The organism is Sinobaca sp. TMA16-18, from assembly GCF_059510535.1.
The window spans coordinates 86,513-99,793 of record NZ_JCAKFM010000006.1; the positions used below are offsets into that span (position 1 = coordinate 86,513).

A 13,281-nucleotide genomic window follows, 5' to 3' on the forward strand; every position below is an offset into this window, starting at 1 on the left:
TGTTCCCGGTGTTATAGCCGATTAAGGAACAGCTCTTTTTCTAGACAGGTTTAAGCCGCTCCGCTTTAGGGAAAATTTGATTTAATATGTCTCTTTATGATCCTGCCTGACTGCAGGCTTGAAAATAAATCGACAACACTAGACTTCGGGAGGTTCTTATGGCTAAAAATAAAGTCGAAAGACGTTGGAACAAGGAACTCGATCATTACTTGAAATCGGTGGAAACCAACAGCTCTGTAGCTGTGGATGTAATTGCCCAAAAGCTGGAGGCTGATTTAAACAGTCCGCTTAAGATCGGCTTTTTCGGCTCACCCGGCTGCGGAAAATCCGCGCTGATGGACACACTGATCGGTGAACAGAAAACCGATACCGGCGTAACACCCGGCACGAATGTTACTACCCACACGTGGGGAGAAAATGACTCGATTATGTTTGTGGACCTTCCCGGATACGGCGGCCTCGACGAGGATCATACGGTCAGCGAATACTGGGATAACTTTGACATTGACTCCTTTGATGCCCTCCTCTGCTGTTTTGAAACGAAGCTCAATAAGGACGACGAGAACTTTTTTAAAGAAGCAATCGCTGAAGGCATTCAGGTTATCTTTGTCCGCACGAAAACAGATACCCTTCATGATGAAGAAAAAAGCAAACGCGAGCTCAAGCGGGAAATCCGCCAGCACCTGATTTATGACGTGTTCGGCAGTGACAGCGTGCTTGTCTTTACGAGCGCCCGCACGAAACTTGGAATTGATAAGCTGAATTTCGCCATTATCGATCACCTGGACACCGACAAAAAAGCGAAGTACTACCGTAATGCCAGAGCCTATTCGGATTTGTTTCTGGAGGAAAAAGCAAAAGCCGCCCACCGGGTTGTGATGTATTATTCCTTTATATCCGCCGGAAGCGGTGCAGTACCGGTTCCATTCTTAGGAGCAGCCATTGATATTCCTGCCGTTATGCGCATGACCAACCAGATCGGTCGCCAGTTCGGCATCACCGAAAGACGCCTGCGCCAGCTTACTTCTGAACAGGAAGACAAGCTAAGAATGTATGAACAGCTGATCCGCTTTATGGCAAAAGGCTCCAACCAGAAAATCATGACAAGCTGGCTTTCGAAAAACGCCGCAAAAGAAGCCACAAAAAACTTCTCCAAGCTCGTACCAATTGTAGGCGGAGCCGGACTGGGATTCGGATTAACGTATTACACAGGCCGGGAAGCCATTGAAGGCTGCCGGGAAATTGCTTCTGAAATTCTTGAAGCAGAAATTCATAAAAAAAGAACGTAAGCCATCATAGGGAAAGAGAACAAGGGGGTTATGGATGGTGGGTGTGAAACGAAGAAATCAATGGGATAAGGAATTAGAGCAGCTGTTTCAGGAGCTGCAGGTAGAAGAGGATACACCGGTGGAGGTTATTGCCGAGCGGGTGGAATCAGAACTCAGCACGTCGCTGAAAATCGGCTTTTTTGGTTCGCCCGGCAGTGGAAAGTCCGCGCTGATGAATGCAATGATCGGCGAACGAAAGACGGACACAAAGACTACGCCCGGCACGAACGTAACGACTCATATTTGGGGCGAAGACGATACGATGCTGTTTGTCGATCTGCCCGGATACGGAGGCCTGGTCGAAGAGCATACGGTCGATGACTACTGGGTCAACTATGACATTGAGTCTTTTGATGTGCTTCTCTGCTGCTTTGAGACAAAGCTGAACCGGGATGATGAAGCATTTTTTAAGGAAGCCAAAGAATACGGCATCCAGGTTATTTTTGTGCGCACGAAAAGCGACAATTTGTATGATCCTTACAAAAGCCGGCGCGAGCTGAAACGGGAAATCCGCCGTCATTTAATTTATGACGTGTTCGGACGCGACAGCCGGCTTGTATTCACGAGCTCGAAGACGAAGCTTGGCATCGGTAAACTTCATGACGCTGTAACCGAACGGCTCGATGCTAAAAAGCAGGACATCTTTTACCGCAATGCAAAAGCCTACTCCGAATCTTTTTTAAAGCGCAAATCCAAAGCGGCCCACCGGCTTGTGTTTAAGTATTCGTTCCTCGCCGCCGGCAAAGGGGCGGAATACGAAGATGTGCTCGATACAGCCGTGGATGTGGACGTTGTCACCGAAATGATAGAAACGGTGTCGGACCAGTTCGGCCTAACGGAAGAACGGCTGCAGAAGATGATGCAGGAAGACCAGGAAGAAGTGGAAGACTTCGACCAGATTGCCGCTCTGTCATCTGAAAACGACATCAGCGAGCAGATGGTGCTGGAATATATGGCCAAATTTAAAGGCCAGCGCCGCGTAACCAACATTACAAAAGTCGTTCCTATCGTCGGCAGTATGACAGCCGGTTTCGGCCTTTCTTATTACACAGGACGGGAATTCATCCGCAGCTGTGAAGAAATAGCCGAACTGATTCTGGACGCGGAAATACAAGAGAAAAGATAAATATATCCCACCCTTTATACAGGCGGAGGCCGGTCTACTAAAGCCGCCGTCTCGTATTTTATTTTTTGCATCCTATTACAAATGTACGTTACCACAGCATTAAGGGGGCTTTCGATGAAACCTAAAATAGAAGATGTGGCCAAGGCTGCCGGTGTCTCTCCCACTACTGTGTCCCGTGTCCTAAATAACAGGGGCTATATCAGCGAGAACACAAAAAACAAAGTATATCAGGCTATGACAGATATCAATTACATACCAAATGATCTGGCGCGTTCGCTTTATAATAAAAAAACCAACATTATTGGTTTAATCGTTCCTACTACCAAGAACCCTTTTTTCGGGGAAATCACCGCAGAAATTGAAAATCACTGTTCCAACAGAGGCTATAAAATGCTTATATGCAACAGCTTAAATAACATTGAAAAAGAAAGAAAGTACTGGGACATGCTGCGCCGCAATCAGGTGGATGGCGTAATTGTCGGCACCTATAACCGGGGCATCCTTAATTACGACCAGCATCAGCTCCCGACGGTCGCAATCGACCATTATTTATCTAAAAACATTCCCGTGATTGGTTCGGATAATTACCAGGGAGGACAACTTGCTACAGAGAAACTTCTGGAGAGCGGCTGCCGCTATATTATACATATTAACGGACCGGGGGAATTGGAGACTCCTGCAAATTACAGAAGAAAAGCGTACGAAGATACGATGAATCAACGCGGCCTGGCACCGATTACTTATGAAATTACCGGTGTGTTTGACCAGGTGGAGCAGGACAGCATTATCTGTCAAATCCTTGATGAGCATCCTAATGCAGACGGCATATTTGCAAGCGATGATTTGTTAGCGCTTAACGTACTGCGCGAGGCCTACAAAAGGGGTATTTCCATACCTGAAAAACTGAAAATCATCGGCTATGATGGAACAGAAACCATACGCACCGCCGCCCCTCACCTTTCCACCATCTGCCAGCCTATTTCTACCATTGCCGAGTCTGCTGTTGCTATGCTTCAGCAGCAGATAACAGACCGGCTGCCTTTGGAAAGAAGTGAAACACGCCATCCGGTATCTTACTATAAAGGATCCACCGTATAATAAAACCCCATCAATTTTTATTGATGGGGTTTAGATTAGTCGATAATTTTTTTCAATTTCCACGTATCCATTGTTGTCACAGTGACGTCTGTCTCCGTGGTGAAAAGAGCAGCTTCTGTATGCGAAGGGTTTGGATAAATTCTATTCGTTATTACTGCATCCCCTTCTCCGGTAAACACTTCAATTGACGAAGTATCGATAAAGATCCGAAGCGACAGGCTGTCTTCTCTCTTCAGACTTACTTCACAAGGGGCAGCAGGAGCGCTTTCTCCTGCCCGCGTCGTATCCACCACGAGCCGTTGCTTTTCTATGTCATAGTAGACCAAAGTCTGCTCTTCATTCTCGCTTGAAGCCCTCAGTTTAAATCCAACCTGTCCTTTCCCTTCTGCTTTATTCCACTTCATATCGGCTTGTATCTCGAAGCTGTTTGTAAGGTTTTTATCCGCATTAATATTCCACACGCTGTCCGCTTTAAGCATTCCGCTTTGATGGCTTTCATGTTCCGTCCGCAGTTCTTTCATCTCCGGTACGGGGAGAAAAACAGGATGATTCCTGCTGTCCAAGGTGATTTCTCTTGGAATGGTCATCGCCCCTGCCCACCCTTCCTGTTTGGTAGGGAAATCGGTATCCCACGTATCCATCCAGGCAATAAGTATTCGTCTTCCTTTCTCATCGGCAAACGTCTGGGCGGCATAAAAATCAATGCCTTCGTCTATCTCTTGCTGGGTTTCCGGTATGAATGTGCCCGATGGATAATCCATCTCGCCAACGATAATGATATTTTTCCCGTTCTCCATATTCATTGGGGAAACAATTAACGCATGTTTCTCCCCGATCGGAAACAAATCCGGACATTCCCACATGTCCCCCTGCGTCCCATCACCTTCCAGAACCGTACCTGCATAGTCCCAATCCTCTAAGTCTTTTGAAGAAAATAAGGCCGCTGCCCCGTTTGTCCCTTTACTCGTTCCGACCACCATATACCATGTATCTTCATGCTTCCATACTTTTGGATCCCGGAAATCATCGGATAATTCCGACGGGGGACCAGATATAATAGGGTTTTGTTCATTTTTTGTAAAATGAATGCCGTCTGACGATGCGGCGGATGCCTGCACTTCCTTAGGCTCGCCGCCTTCTACATGACCCGTATAAATCAATACCAGTTCTTCCCCGTTTGTTACAGCACTTCCTGAGAAACAGCCGACTTCCGTTTTTCCGGATTCGTACTCATAGGCTTCGGAAGGAGCCAGAGCGAGCGGCTCATGCTGCCATGTGATCAGATCTTTACTGATCGCATGCCCCCAGTGCATCGGCCCCCAATCTTCGCTGTACGGATGATGCTGATAAAATAAATGATACATTCCTTTGTGCTGAATCAAGCCGTTGGGATCATTCAGCCAGCCTGACGGTGCCATGAAATGATAATCAAGCCGGTACGCCGTGTTTTTTAACTGCTCTGTATTTTGCTCCAAGGCGGCCTGTCCTTTTTTAAGCATCTGCTCGTGATTGTATGTTGTTTTCTGCATAGTAAGAAGCTCCTAACTAATTGGTTTAATTTTTGATTATTTCTGTCCTGATCCGGAACTGCTTAGTCCCTGAAGCAGGTATTTCTGCGCTACGATATACACAATAATTAATGGAATTGTTGAAATGGTAAGTATGGCCATTACTTGATTAATAAAGACCGGCTCTGTCGCGTTAATGCTTGTTATAGCAACCTGCAGCGGGTATTTATCAGAGTCCGTTAAAATCATCAAAGGCCAGATATAGTCATTCCAGCTTCCAATAAACGCAAGCGTGCCGACTGTAGCTACTGCCGGCTTGGACATTGGCAGCATAATTCTCCAAAAGATTGTCCAGTGGCCGGCGCCTTCCATCTTTGCCGACTCAATGACGGAATCCGGGACCGCGATAAAGAAATTCCGGAACAGATAGATGAAGAACGCATTCGCTATCAGGGGAATAATTACGGCCAGCCGGTTATCAACAAGCCCTAAATTATGGATGATAGTAAACTGGGTAATAATAATGGTTTCCACCGGAATAATCAGCATGGCAAGCAGCAGGCTGAACATGATATTTTTTCCACGGAAGCGGAATTTAGCAAATGCATATCCTGCCATCGCATTTACGACGATCGCTCCTGCCGTAACTAACAGGGCATAAAAAACGCTGTTAAATAAATAAGTGCCAATATCAAATCGGCTGAACAGCTCCGTATAGGTCGACAGCCATTCGGTAATCTGAAAAGACGGCAGAAGCGCCTGTACGGAGTTCAAATCCTGATAGATGCTTTCTTCTGATTTCAGGGAAGAAGACACCATCCACAAAAGCGGAAAAATAAAGAAGAATGCCAGCAGCGTAAGCAGGATGTATTCTACTAATTTTTTTACATTCCTCATTTATAAATCCTCCTTTGCAAATCTGCGCTGCACAAACGTTACGATTACAATCAATAGTCCAAACACTACGGTCATGGCGCTTGAGTACCCGACCAGCCGATCGGTAAAGCCCGTCTGGTAAATATAATAAATCGGCGTCATGGTTGAATTTAACGGTCCGCCCTGCGTCATGATCATTGGTTGAATAATCAATTTAAACGCGGCAATCAAGGTCGTAAACACAATCAAGGTCGTTGTAGGACGCAGCAGGGGTATCGTTACATGCAGAAAACTTTTCCATTTGCCGGCTCCATCTATTCGGGCTGCTTCATACACATCACCCGGAATATTCTGAAGGCCTGCCAGAAAAATAAGCATCTGATACCCTGCTCCCTGCCAGACAGAAACAAGAATAATAGCGTAAATAGCCTGGTTGGGACTGGTCAAAAATGGCTGAGCGTCAATTCCAACGGATAACAGCATCGAGTTTACCAATCCATCTGTTGGATTTAACAAATAAAGCCAAAGAACAGAAATAACAACCAGAGACATTACAACAGGAGAGAAAAAGGCTACTTTTAAAAATATGTTTCCTCTTCGCTGCTTGTTAATGAGTAAGGCAAGTCCCAGTGACATTCCTACTTGAAAAATGATAATGCCTACAACAAAAATAGTGATGTTCTGCAGACTTCTTAAAAATACCGGATCCCCGAATATCTGCGTGAAGTTTCTTAACCCAACAAACTGACGCTGATCGGGCGTTAATAAATAGTAATCGGTAAACGCATAATAAATAGTTAAAAGGGCCGGAAGAAAAAGAAACAAGCCAAGAAGTATAATAGCCGGAAGCAGAAAATAAAAAGGCTGGGCCTGAAACGCGAGGGAACTGGATTTCCATCCTTCCCAGCGCTTTAAGCGTGTCTGTTTTTTTGTAAGATCCATGTTATTCCCTTCTTTCTAATGAAGTCTGCATCTCTTGTGATTTTTCATCCAGCAGCTCCTGCAGGCCTGCTTGATCTTCGTAATAAGGAAGACCGCTTATGGTCTGCTGAAAGGAACGGGTAATCTGCGGATACTCCGGCAGTACCGGTCTCGCTTTTCCAGAAGCTTCATTTTGTTCAATCAGGGTATTCATCTGCGGCGATACTTCATCTTCGATTTCTTCAATAGCCGAATACCTTGATGGCAGCACACTGTTTGCCAGGCTGACATCCACGACCGCTTCTGTGGAGGTTAGAAAGTCAATTAATTCGCCGGCTCCCTCCTGGTTCTGCGTTGCCGTGGACATGGCATACTGCCAGCTGCCGGTAGGGGTTACTAATTCACCAGTATCCGGTGAAACAGGATACGGCATAATATCGTAATCTATGTCCTGATAGTTCGTATCCAGCTGTTCCATCGTCCATGATCCGCTCATTTTCATGGGATACTGACCGGTTTCAAATCCGTTCTCAGCAGGAGAGATGGTTGTATAACCGTTATTGAGCATATGCTGCAGAAAAGACATCGCCTTCAGATTGGCTTCACTATTAAATACGGTTTCTGCCTGTCTGCCATCCTCCGAAACAATTTCGCCTCCCTGCGACCATATAAATGGGGAAAAGGCGTACATTAACCACTCACTATTATCATTGAGTCCCATATCTATAGCAGGTCGTTCATAATAAGCGTTGAGTTTATCGGAAAGCTCTATAAATTCATCCCATGTCCACGGATTATCTACAGTAGGCAGCGTATCCAGGTCAACACCCGCTTCTTGGAGCATATCCTTGTTGTAATAGATGCCCACGCTGGATTCAGAATACCCAACGGCATACAACTCCTCGTCGTATGTGCCCTGTTCTACAATACTGGGCAGCAAATCGTCTTTATCGGATATTAAGTTATCCAGCGGAGCAATAATTTCCGCTTCTGCATAAGCTGCTGTATTTGGCCCATCCAGCGTCAGTACATCCGGCAGTGTTCCAGTGGAAACCGCGGCATTTACTTTGTCTTCGTATCCTCCGCCGCCTCCGCCGCGTGGGATAAATTCTATATCAGCAGTATACGTCCCCTTAAATTTTTCATTAAATTGTTCCACCGATCCCTGCATAGCCTGTCCTTCGGGACTTTCACTCGATGTCTGCACCCATAGACTGATTTCATTATCGTTCCCATCACTTTCTGCTTGATTCCCGCAGGCAGACAGCAGTAAAGCAGTGGAAACCATTCCTGCTACCAAAACTCTCAACTTCATCACTCCCTATTTGTAAGCGTTTTCTGATCTTAGTATATTACCGGTTTTCCTTTATGTCAACCGGATGACATAAAATAAAAAAATATTGCTTCCTCTTTTATAGAGAAAGCTTGCGGGCATTCTATCCCCTGCCCCACGGAAAAAGCCTTTTGCTTTTTGACATAGGTTGGGGTTCATACGTGACGACCGGCTGATCCGCGATAATATGCCCGGCATTCGTCTGCAGGAATTCGGTCCAGTCCGTGCCGAACTCCAGATCCATATGGTCATAGGCCTGTTTCAAACGGAAAGGCTCCTGAGCCGAACGTGGGGAAGAAGAAAGAGCATGGGAAAGGTTTCCCTGCAGAAACTTTATCGCAAGCTGCTGGGTATCTCTTCCGTGAATGCGCAGGATCGATTCAGCTGATAGAATGCTGACGGCACCGCGATTGACAAAATAATGCAGAAAACCCGGATTGCTGATGAACATTGGTACAAATTCAGGAAATACCAGAACCGGGCGATAGTTCTTTTTCTGCAGCCGGTCCAAAAGCGTTTTTGCAAAAACAGCAGACGAAAACCCGCTTAAATCCACATACACATACGACGTTTTGTTTACGGTCAAAAGCTTCTGTTCTTTCTTTTCTTCCGAAATACGTCTGCGCGAACGGATACAATGGCCGGAAAGCACCGTCAGCTTCAGGCTTTTTTCTTCCAGAAGCTCTTGCAGCTCCTGCTGATCTTCCACCGTCAGGCCGGTCGGATGTCCATTTCCCCGCATGAAAAAAGGCGGAGCATTCACAAAACTCGTAATGCCGTTTCGCACGGCTCGTTCAGCAATTCCCAGGCTTTCCGCCCAGGGCTCTTGCAGCTCCTGCTTTTCCAGAACGATTTTAGAGTATAAATTAATCACCCGTCAGCATCCTCTCATATCGAACCCCATATACTTTATTAAGAACATCATACCATATTTGGAAAATTAATTATATCCCCTCCCTTTTTATGGAAGATGGCTGCGGTTACGGATCGTTTAAAAAGGGAATCTAAGACTATACAACTATCTTTTAAATTGGAATCGGTACAGGCTGCGGCCCGCCGAATAAGGAGGGATTTTCTTGAATATTCTCGTGCTTGGTGATTATGAAAATATTTATTCCTCCTCCCCCGCCGCCCGCCTGCTCCATCAAAAGGGCTGGAACGTGGAGGCTGTTACCATTCCGGTCAAACCGGAACAGATCCCTTCGCTTGCGGAAGGCAAAAAAGCCATTATTCTTGTCAGGGAGCGCACGCCTCTAGCGGCTGCGGTGATTAATCAGCTTCACGATGTGCAGTTGATCTCCCAAACCGGAAAAGGTGTCGCCCACATAGATATGAGGGCACTTGAAAAAAAGGGAATCGATATTGCGACAACGCCCGGCGGTTCCAGGCCGTCCGTTGTCGAATTAACGATTGGCATGATGATCGGGGCTGCCAGGCAGTTCCCGGCTCATCAGGAAGCGTTTGGCCGAAATCAATGGATTCAGCATACCGGAACCGAACTGCATGGCAAGCAGCTTGGGATACTAGGCTTTGGAGCTATCGGCAGGGAAACCGCACGCGTTGCCCAGGCATTGGGAATGAACGTTAAAGTGTGGCGCCCTACCGGCGGAGATGGCTCCGAAAAGGAACTTGGCATTGAGCAGATGTCCCTTGAGGATATTCTACGCTCTTCCAATGTAATCAGCCTTCACATGCGCCTTGCTCCGGAATGGAAAGGATTCTTAACCAAAGAAAAGCTGACGTTAATGAAAAAGGGTGCTATTTTTATTAATACATCGCGCGGTGCTTTTGTAGATGAGACCGCTCTCGCCCACCTTCTACGCACCCGTCATTTATCAGGCGCCGGGCTGGACGTGTTTCAGGAAGAACCTGTCCGGGAACACGCCTTTCACGACTGCGACAACGTCATTCTTACGCCTCACATCGGCTACGTCACCTATGAAGTGCTCGAACGTTTTGCTGATCAGGCGCTTCATAATGCAGTGAATTACTTTGAGAAATAAGCACACGAAACAGGAGTGTGTTACATAGCTTCTGTTTTTTTATGATTTTTTTCATTGTCTCTAAAAAACGTGTCACGTTATCTTACAACTCCGCTGAACGATTTTTTCCCCCGTGATACGATACTTCCATGAATTGCAGCAAAGCAGGTGAGCCTCGTGCTTAAGATTTCCAAAAAAGAACGGGCCCTCCACTACAATGAAATGAATAAAGAATGATACCAGCAAGGCGTAAAGAGCCGGAAAGTTGAGATTTCCGAACGCCGGATTACCATTTTTACTTCTGTCAGCGAATTTGACCTGGCGGCAAAAGCTATTTACAAAGATTTTGATCAGGGCACGAACACCTCCTGTACGGGTATTCTGCTTCATACATAATCTGGCCGCTGTCAGGTGCTGCGTCATGACGCAGCACCTGACGGGAGGCCGAAGCCGCAGCGAAGACTCTGTAAGTTTCATTACAGGCTTTTTCTGCGGCTTTTTTTATTACGCTTGAGAAAATTATTACCAGCCCCCTTACCACCGCGCACTTAATTCTTAAAAAAGGATGGGATACAACATGGAAACGAAAATAAAAAAAACAGAAGCAGTGAAGCATCAAAACGAACAAAGCCGCACGATGTATTACGGAAAGGGAGATGTGTTTGTCTACCGGACCTATGCCACTCCACTTGAAAACATCCAGCCGATCCCTGAATCTTCTTTTGAAGGGCGCAGTAACATTATCTTTGCGATGGATATTCAAATCGCTTTAAAAGGAGATGCCTTTTTCAGTTCCTTTTCAGAAGGCGACAACTCCAAAGTGATTGCGACCGATTCGATGAAAAACTTTATTCTTCGCCATGCCGGCAGCTTTGAAGGCGCCACGATGGAAGGGTTTCTGGAATATATCAGCGAACGTTTTTATGAAACATACAGCCATATTGACGGTATCGTCGTATCCGCTGTGCAGAAGCTGTTTACTGAAGCTGCCATTGGTGATGAATCCGGTCTCCGGAAAAGTCCGCTCGTGTTTGAAGAAAAAGAACGGGAGCTGCCGGTCGCTTCGCTTGAAACAGAGCGCACCGCAGATAACGACTATGCGATTGTTTCCCGGCAGAGCGGCGTGAAAGACCTTCATTTGATTAAAGTAAAGGGCAGTTCGTTTCAGGGATATATTAAAGACGAATACACGACCCTTCCGGAAACGACGGACCGCCCCCTCTTTATTTACCTTGATATTAACTGGATCTATAAAGACAGCCGTGATGACCTGAACAGCTATGTCAGCTCCGAACAGGTCGCAGGCATTGCCCGCACGCTCTTTCACGAATTGAATTCCCCGAGCATCCAGAGCCTGATTTATTACATCGGCCTGCGCGTGCTCGAGCGCTTTCCCCAGCTTGCTGAAGTGTCCTTTGAATCCAACAACCGGACATGGGAATTAATTGTAGACGAAACCAGCTCCGACGAAGGCCGGGTGTTTACCGATCCGCGTCCACCCTTTGGGTTTCAGGGATTTTCACTCCGGCAGTCCGATCTGGAGGCCTATAATCAATCCAACAAATAAAAATCGTTATCCTGCTCCGTCGGTCTGTCAGCCGGCGGCTTTTTCTGGTACCATAAATATTTTCATTTTGGTTCTTTTTATCCAACCAAATAACAGGATAATAAAAGGTACAAAGAAGAAGGAGGAGTTATGTATGTCATCGACTGTTACGATTAAAAACCCAGCTACCGGAGAAGCAATCCAAAACGTTCCACTTCATTCCAAAAAAGAGGTGGAAGCGGCTGTTACACGTCTGCACGAAGCGTTCCCTGCCTGGTCCCGCCAGGCTGCTTCCCACCGCGCCGGTTTGTTGAAAAAATGGCACCAGCTTATTCTGGAAAATCAGGACATGCTTGCTTCTCTTATTACGAAGGAAAACGGAAAGCCGTTAAAGGAAGCACGCGGCGAAGTGATATATGCAGCAAACTATATTGAATACTACGCCGAAGAAGCACGGCGGGTGTTCGGCAAAACGCTTCCGGGAGCCGCCAATAAACGGTTATACGTTACAAAAGAAGCGGTCGGCCCGGTTGCAGCGATTACTCCGTGGAACTTCCCGGCAGCTATGATTACGAGGAAAGCGGCACCAGCCCTTGCGGCAGGCTGCACCTTTGTTATTAAGCCCGCCCCGAATACCCCGCTGACGGCCATGGAGCTTGTGCGCCTCGGCCATGAAGCCGGTATTCCGGAAGATGTGCTTCAGTTTGTAAACGGCGACGGTGCGGAGATCGGCGACGTGTTTACGAGTAGTCCGCTTATCCGAAAGATTACTTTCACCGGCTCCACTCCGGTTGGCAAACTGTTAATTAAAAACAGTGCAGACACAGTCAAGCATGTGTCGATGGAGCTTGGCGGACACGCGCCGCTGATCGTAGCAGAAGACGCCGACATCGATCTCGCTGTAGAGCATACGATGGCTTCTAAATTCCGCAACGCCGGCCAGACGTGCGTCTGCGCCAATCGTATTTTCGTGCAGGAGAACGTGCTCGAAGAGTATGCCGCTAAGCTTGCTGCAAAAGCAGAAGCGCTTCAGGTTGGAAACGGACTCGAAGAAGGAACCGATATCGGCCCGCTTATTAACGCCCAGGGATTTGAAAAAGTAAAAGGCCAGATTGAAGATGCAAAAGCAAAAGGGGCGTCTGTGCTTACAGGGGGCCGCTACGAGGAAGATGCAGAAGCAGGCACCTACTTTGTTTACCCAACGGTACTCACCAACGTCGACCGCTCCATGGACATTATGCATGTGGAAACCTTCGGACCCGTGGCTCCTATCGTGTCTTTTTCCACTCTGGACGAAGCAATCGACATGGCCAACGATACTCCATTTGGTCTTGCGGCTTACTTTTTCACGGAAAACTACCGTACCGGCCATTATCTGCACGAGCGCCTTCATTACGGTATTGTTGGGTGGAACGACGGCGCCCCGTCAGCTGCGGAAGCGCCATTTGGCGGCATGAAAGAAAGCGGGCTTGGCCGTGAAGGCGGCAGCGAAGGGATTGCTCCATATTTAGAAACCAAGTATCTTTCGATGGGATTGTAAAGTAGTTTTATCTTCCTTTTATC

Annotated in this window: 11 protein-coding genes; 6 read left to right on the top strand and 5 right to left on the bottom strand. The window is 46.9% G+C overall.

The features are described from left to right. The first annotated feature begins 158 nt into the window (after window positions 1–158). From AC5W14_RS12075 to AC5W14_RS12085, 3 genes are all read left to right on the top strand, one after another. Window positions 159–1,289, top strand: a complete 1,131-nt coding sequence (locus tag AC5W14_RS12075; protein WP_496194532.1) for a GTPase — start codon at window positions 159–161, stop codon at window positions 1,287–1,289. Between the two features lie 34 nt (window positions 1,290–1,323). Then, complete coding sequence (locus AC5W14_RS12080; protein WP_496194533.1) at window positions 1,324–2,454, top strand: GTPase; 1,131 nt, start codon at window positions 1,324–1,326, stop codon at window positions 2,452–2,454. 114 nt (window positions 2,455–2,568) lie between these two features. After that, entirely contained in the window at window positions 2,569–3,552 is a 984-nt protein-coding gene (locus AC5W14_RS12085; protein ID WP_496057610.1) for a LacI family DNA-binding transcriptional regulator, read from the top strand. 35 nt (window positions 3,553–3,587) lie between these two features. Here the strand turns inward: AC5W14_RS12085 and AC5W14_RS12090 are convergent, their stop codons facing one another. The 5 genes from AC5W14_RS12090 to AC5W14_RS12110 all read right to left on the bottom strand — a co-directional run bounded on the left by AC5W14_RS12090 (window position 3,588) and on the right by AC5W14_RS12110 (window position 9,064). After that, window positions 3,588–5,081 carry a glycoside hydrolase family 32 protein gene (locus AC5W14_RS12090; RefSeq protein ID WP_496194534.1) on the bottom strand — a complete coding sequence of 498 codons (1,494 nt, stop codon included), beginning with the start codon at window positions 5,079–5,081 and terminating at the stop codon, window positions 3,588–3,590. A 36-nt stretch (window positions 5,082–5,117) separates the two neighbouring features. Next, window positions 5,118–5,957, bottom strand: coding sequence for a carbohydrate ABC transporter permease (locus tag AC5W14_RS12095; protein WP_496057612.1), 840 nt, complete (start codon window positions 5,955–5,957; stop codon window positions 5,118–5,120). After that, window positions 5,958–6,878: a carbohydrate ABC transporter permease gene (locus AC5W14_RS12100; protein ID WP_496057613.1), complete on the bottom strand. Its 921-nt coding sequence runs from the start codon at window positions 6,876–6,878 to the stop codon at window positions 5,958–5,960. A gap of 1 nt (window position 6,879) precedes the next feature. Next, window positions 6,880–8,172 carry an ABC transporter substrate-binding protein gene (locus tag AC5W14_RS12105; protein ID WP_496057614.1) on the bottom strand — a complete coding sequence of 431 codons (1,293 nt, stop codon included), beginning with the start codon at window positions 8,170–8,172 and terminating at the stop codon, window positions 6,880–6,882. 121 nt (window positions 8,173–8,293) lie between these two features. Further along, on the bottom strand, window positions 8,294–9,064 hold the full coding sequence (locus AC5W14_RS12110) for a CpsB/CapC family capsule biosynthesis tyrosine phosphatase (protein WP_496194535.1): 771 nt from the start codon (window positions 9,062–9,064) through the stop codon (window positions 8,294–8,296). A 202-nt stretch (window positions 9,065–9,266) separates the two neighbouring features. Here AC5W14_RS12110 and AC5W14_RS12115 point away from each other — a divergent pair, with 202 nt between their 5' ends. From AC5W14_RS12115 to AC5W14_RS12125, 3 genes are all read left to right on the top strand, one after another. Next, window positions 9,267–10,193 (top strand): NAD(P)-dependent oxidoreductase, encoded by a 927-nt coding sequence (locus AC5W14_RS12115; RefSeq protein WP_496057616.1) that lies wholly within the window; start codon window positions 9,267–9,269, stop codon window positions 10,191–10,193. 556 nt (window positions 10,194–10,749) lie between these two features. Beyond that, the gene (gene pucL / locus AC5W14_RS12120; protein WP_496194536.1) at window positions 10,750–11,739 is read left to right on the top strand and encodes a factor-independent urate hydroxylase; all 990 of its coding nucleotides are present in this window, start codon (window positions 10,750–10,752) and stop codon (window positions 11,737–11,739) included. Window positions 11,740–11,872: 133 nt separating this feature from the next. After that, complete coding sequence (locus AC5W14_RS12125) at window positions 11,873–13,258, top strand: NAD-dependent succinate-semialdehyde dehydrogenase (RefSeq protein ID WP_496194537.1); 1,386 nt, start codon at window positions 11,873–11,875, stop codon at window positions 13,256–13,258. Window positions 13,259–13,281 lie beyond the last annotated feature (23 nt).

Excerpts from the sequence above, each read along its gene's own strand:
- AC5W14_RS12100 (WP_496057613.1), bottom strand. The coding sequence starts at position 6,878 with ATGGATCTTACAAAAAAACAGACACGCTTAAAGCGCTGGGAAGGATGG.
- AC5W14_RS12095 (WP_496057612.1), bottom strand. The coding sequence starts at position 5,957 with ATGAGGAATGTAAAAAAATTAGTAGAATACATCCTGCTTACGCTGCTG.
- AC5W14_RS12085 (WP_496057610.1), top strand. The coding sequence starts at position 2,569 with ATGAAACCTAAAATAGAAGATGTGGCCAAGGCTGCCGGTGTCTCTCCC.
- AC5W14_RS12125 (WP_496194537.1), top strand. The coding sequence starts at position 11,873 with ATGTCATCGACTGTTACGATTAAAAACCCAGCTACCGGAGAAGCAATC.
- AC5W14_RS12105 (WP_496057614.1), bottom strand. The coding sequence starts at position 8,172 with ATGAAGTTGAGAGTTTTGGTAGCAGGAATGGTTTCCACTGCTTTACTG.
- AC5W14_RS12080 (WP_496194533.1), top strand. The coding sequence starts at position 1,324 with ATGGTGGGTGTGAAACGAAGAAATCAATGGGATAAGGAATTAGAGCAG.
- AC5W14_RS12090 (WP_496194534.1), bottom strand. The coding sequence starts at position 5,081 with ATGCAGAAAACAACATACAATCACGAGCAGATGCTTAAAAAAGGACAG.
- AC5W14_RS12075 (WP_496194532.1), top strand. The coding sequence starts at position 159 with ATGGCTAAAAATAAAGTCGAAAGACGTTGGAACAAGGAACTCGATCAT.
- pucL (WP_496194536.1), top strand. The coding sequence starts at position 10,750 with ATGGAAACGAAAATAAAAAAAACAGAAGCAGTGAAGCATCAAAACGAA.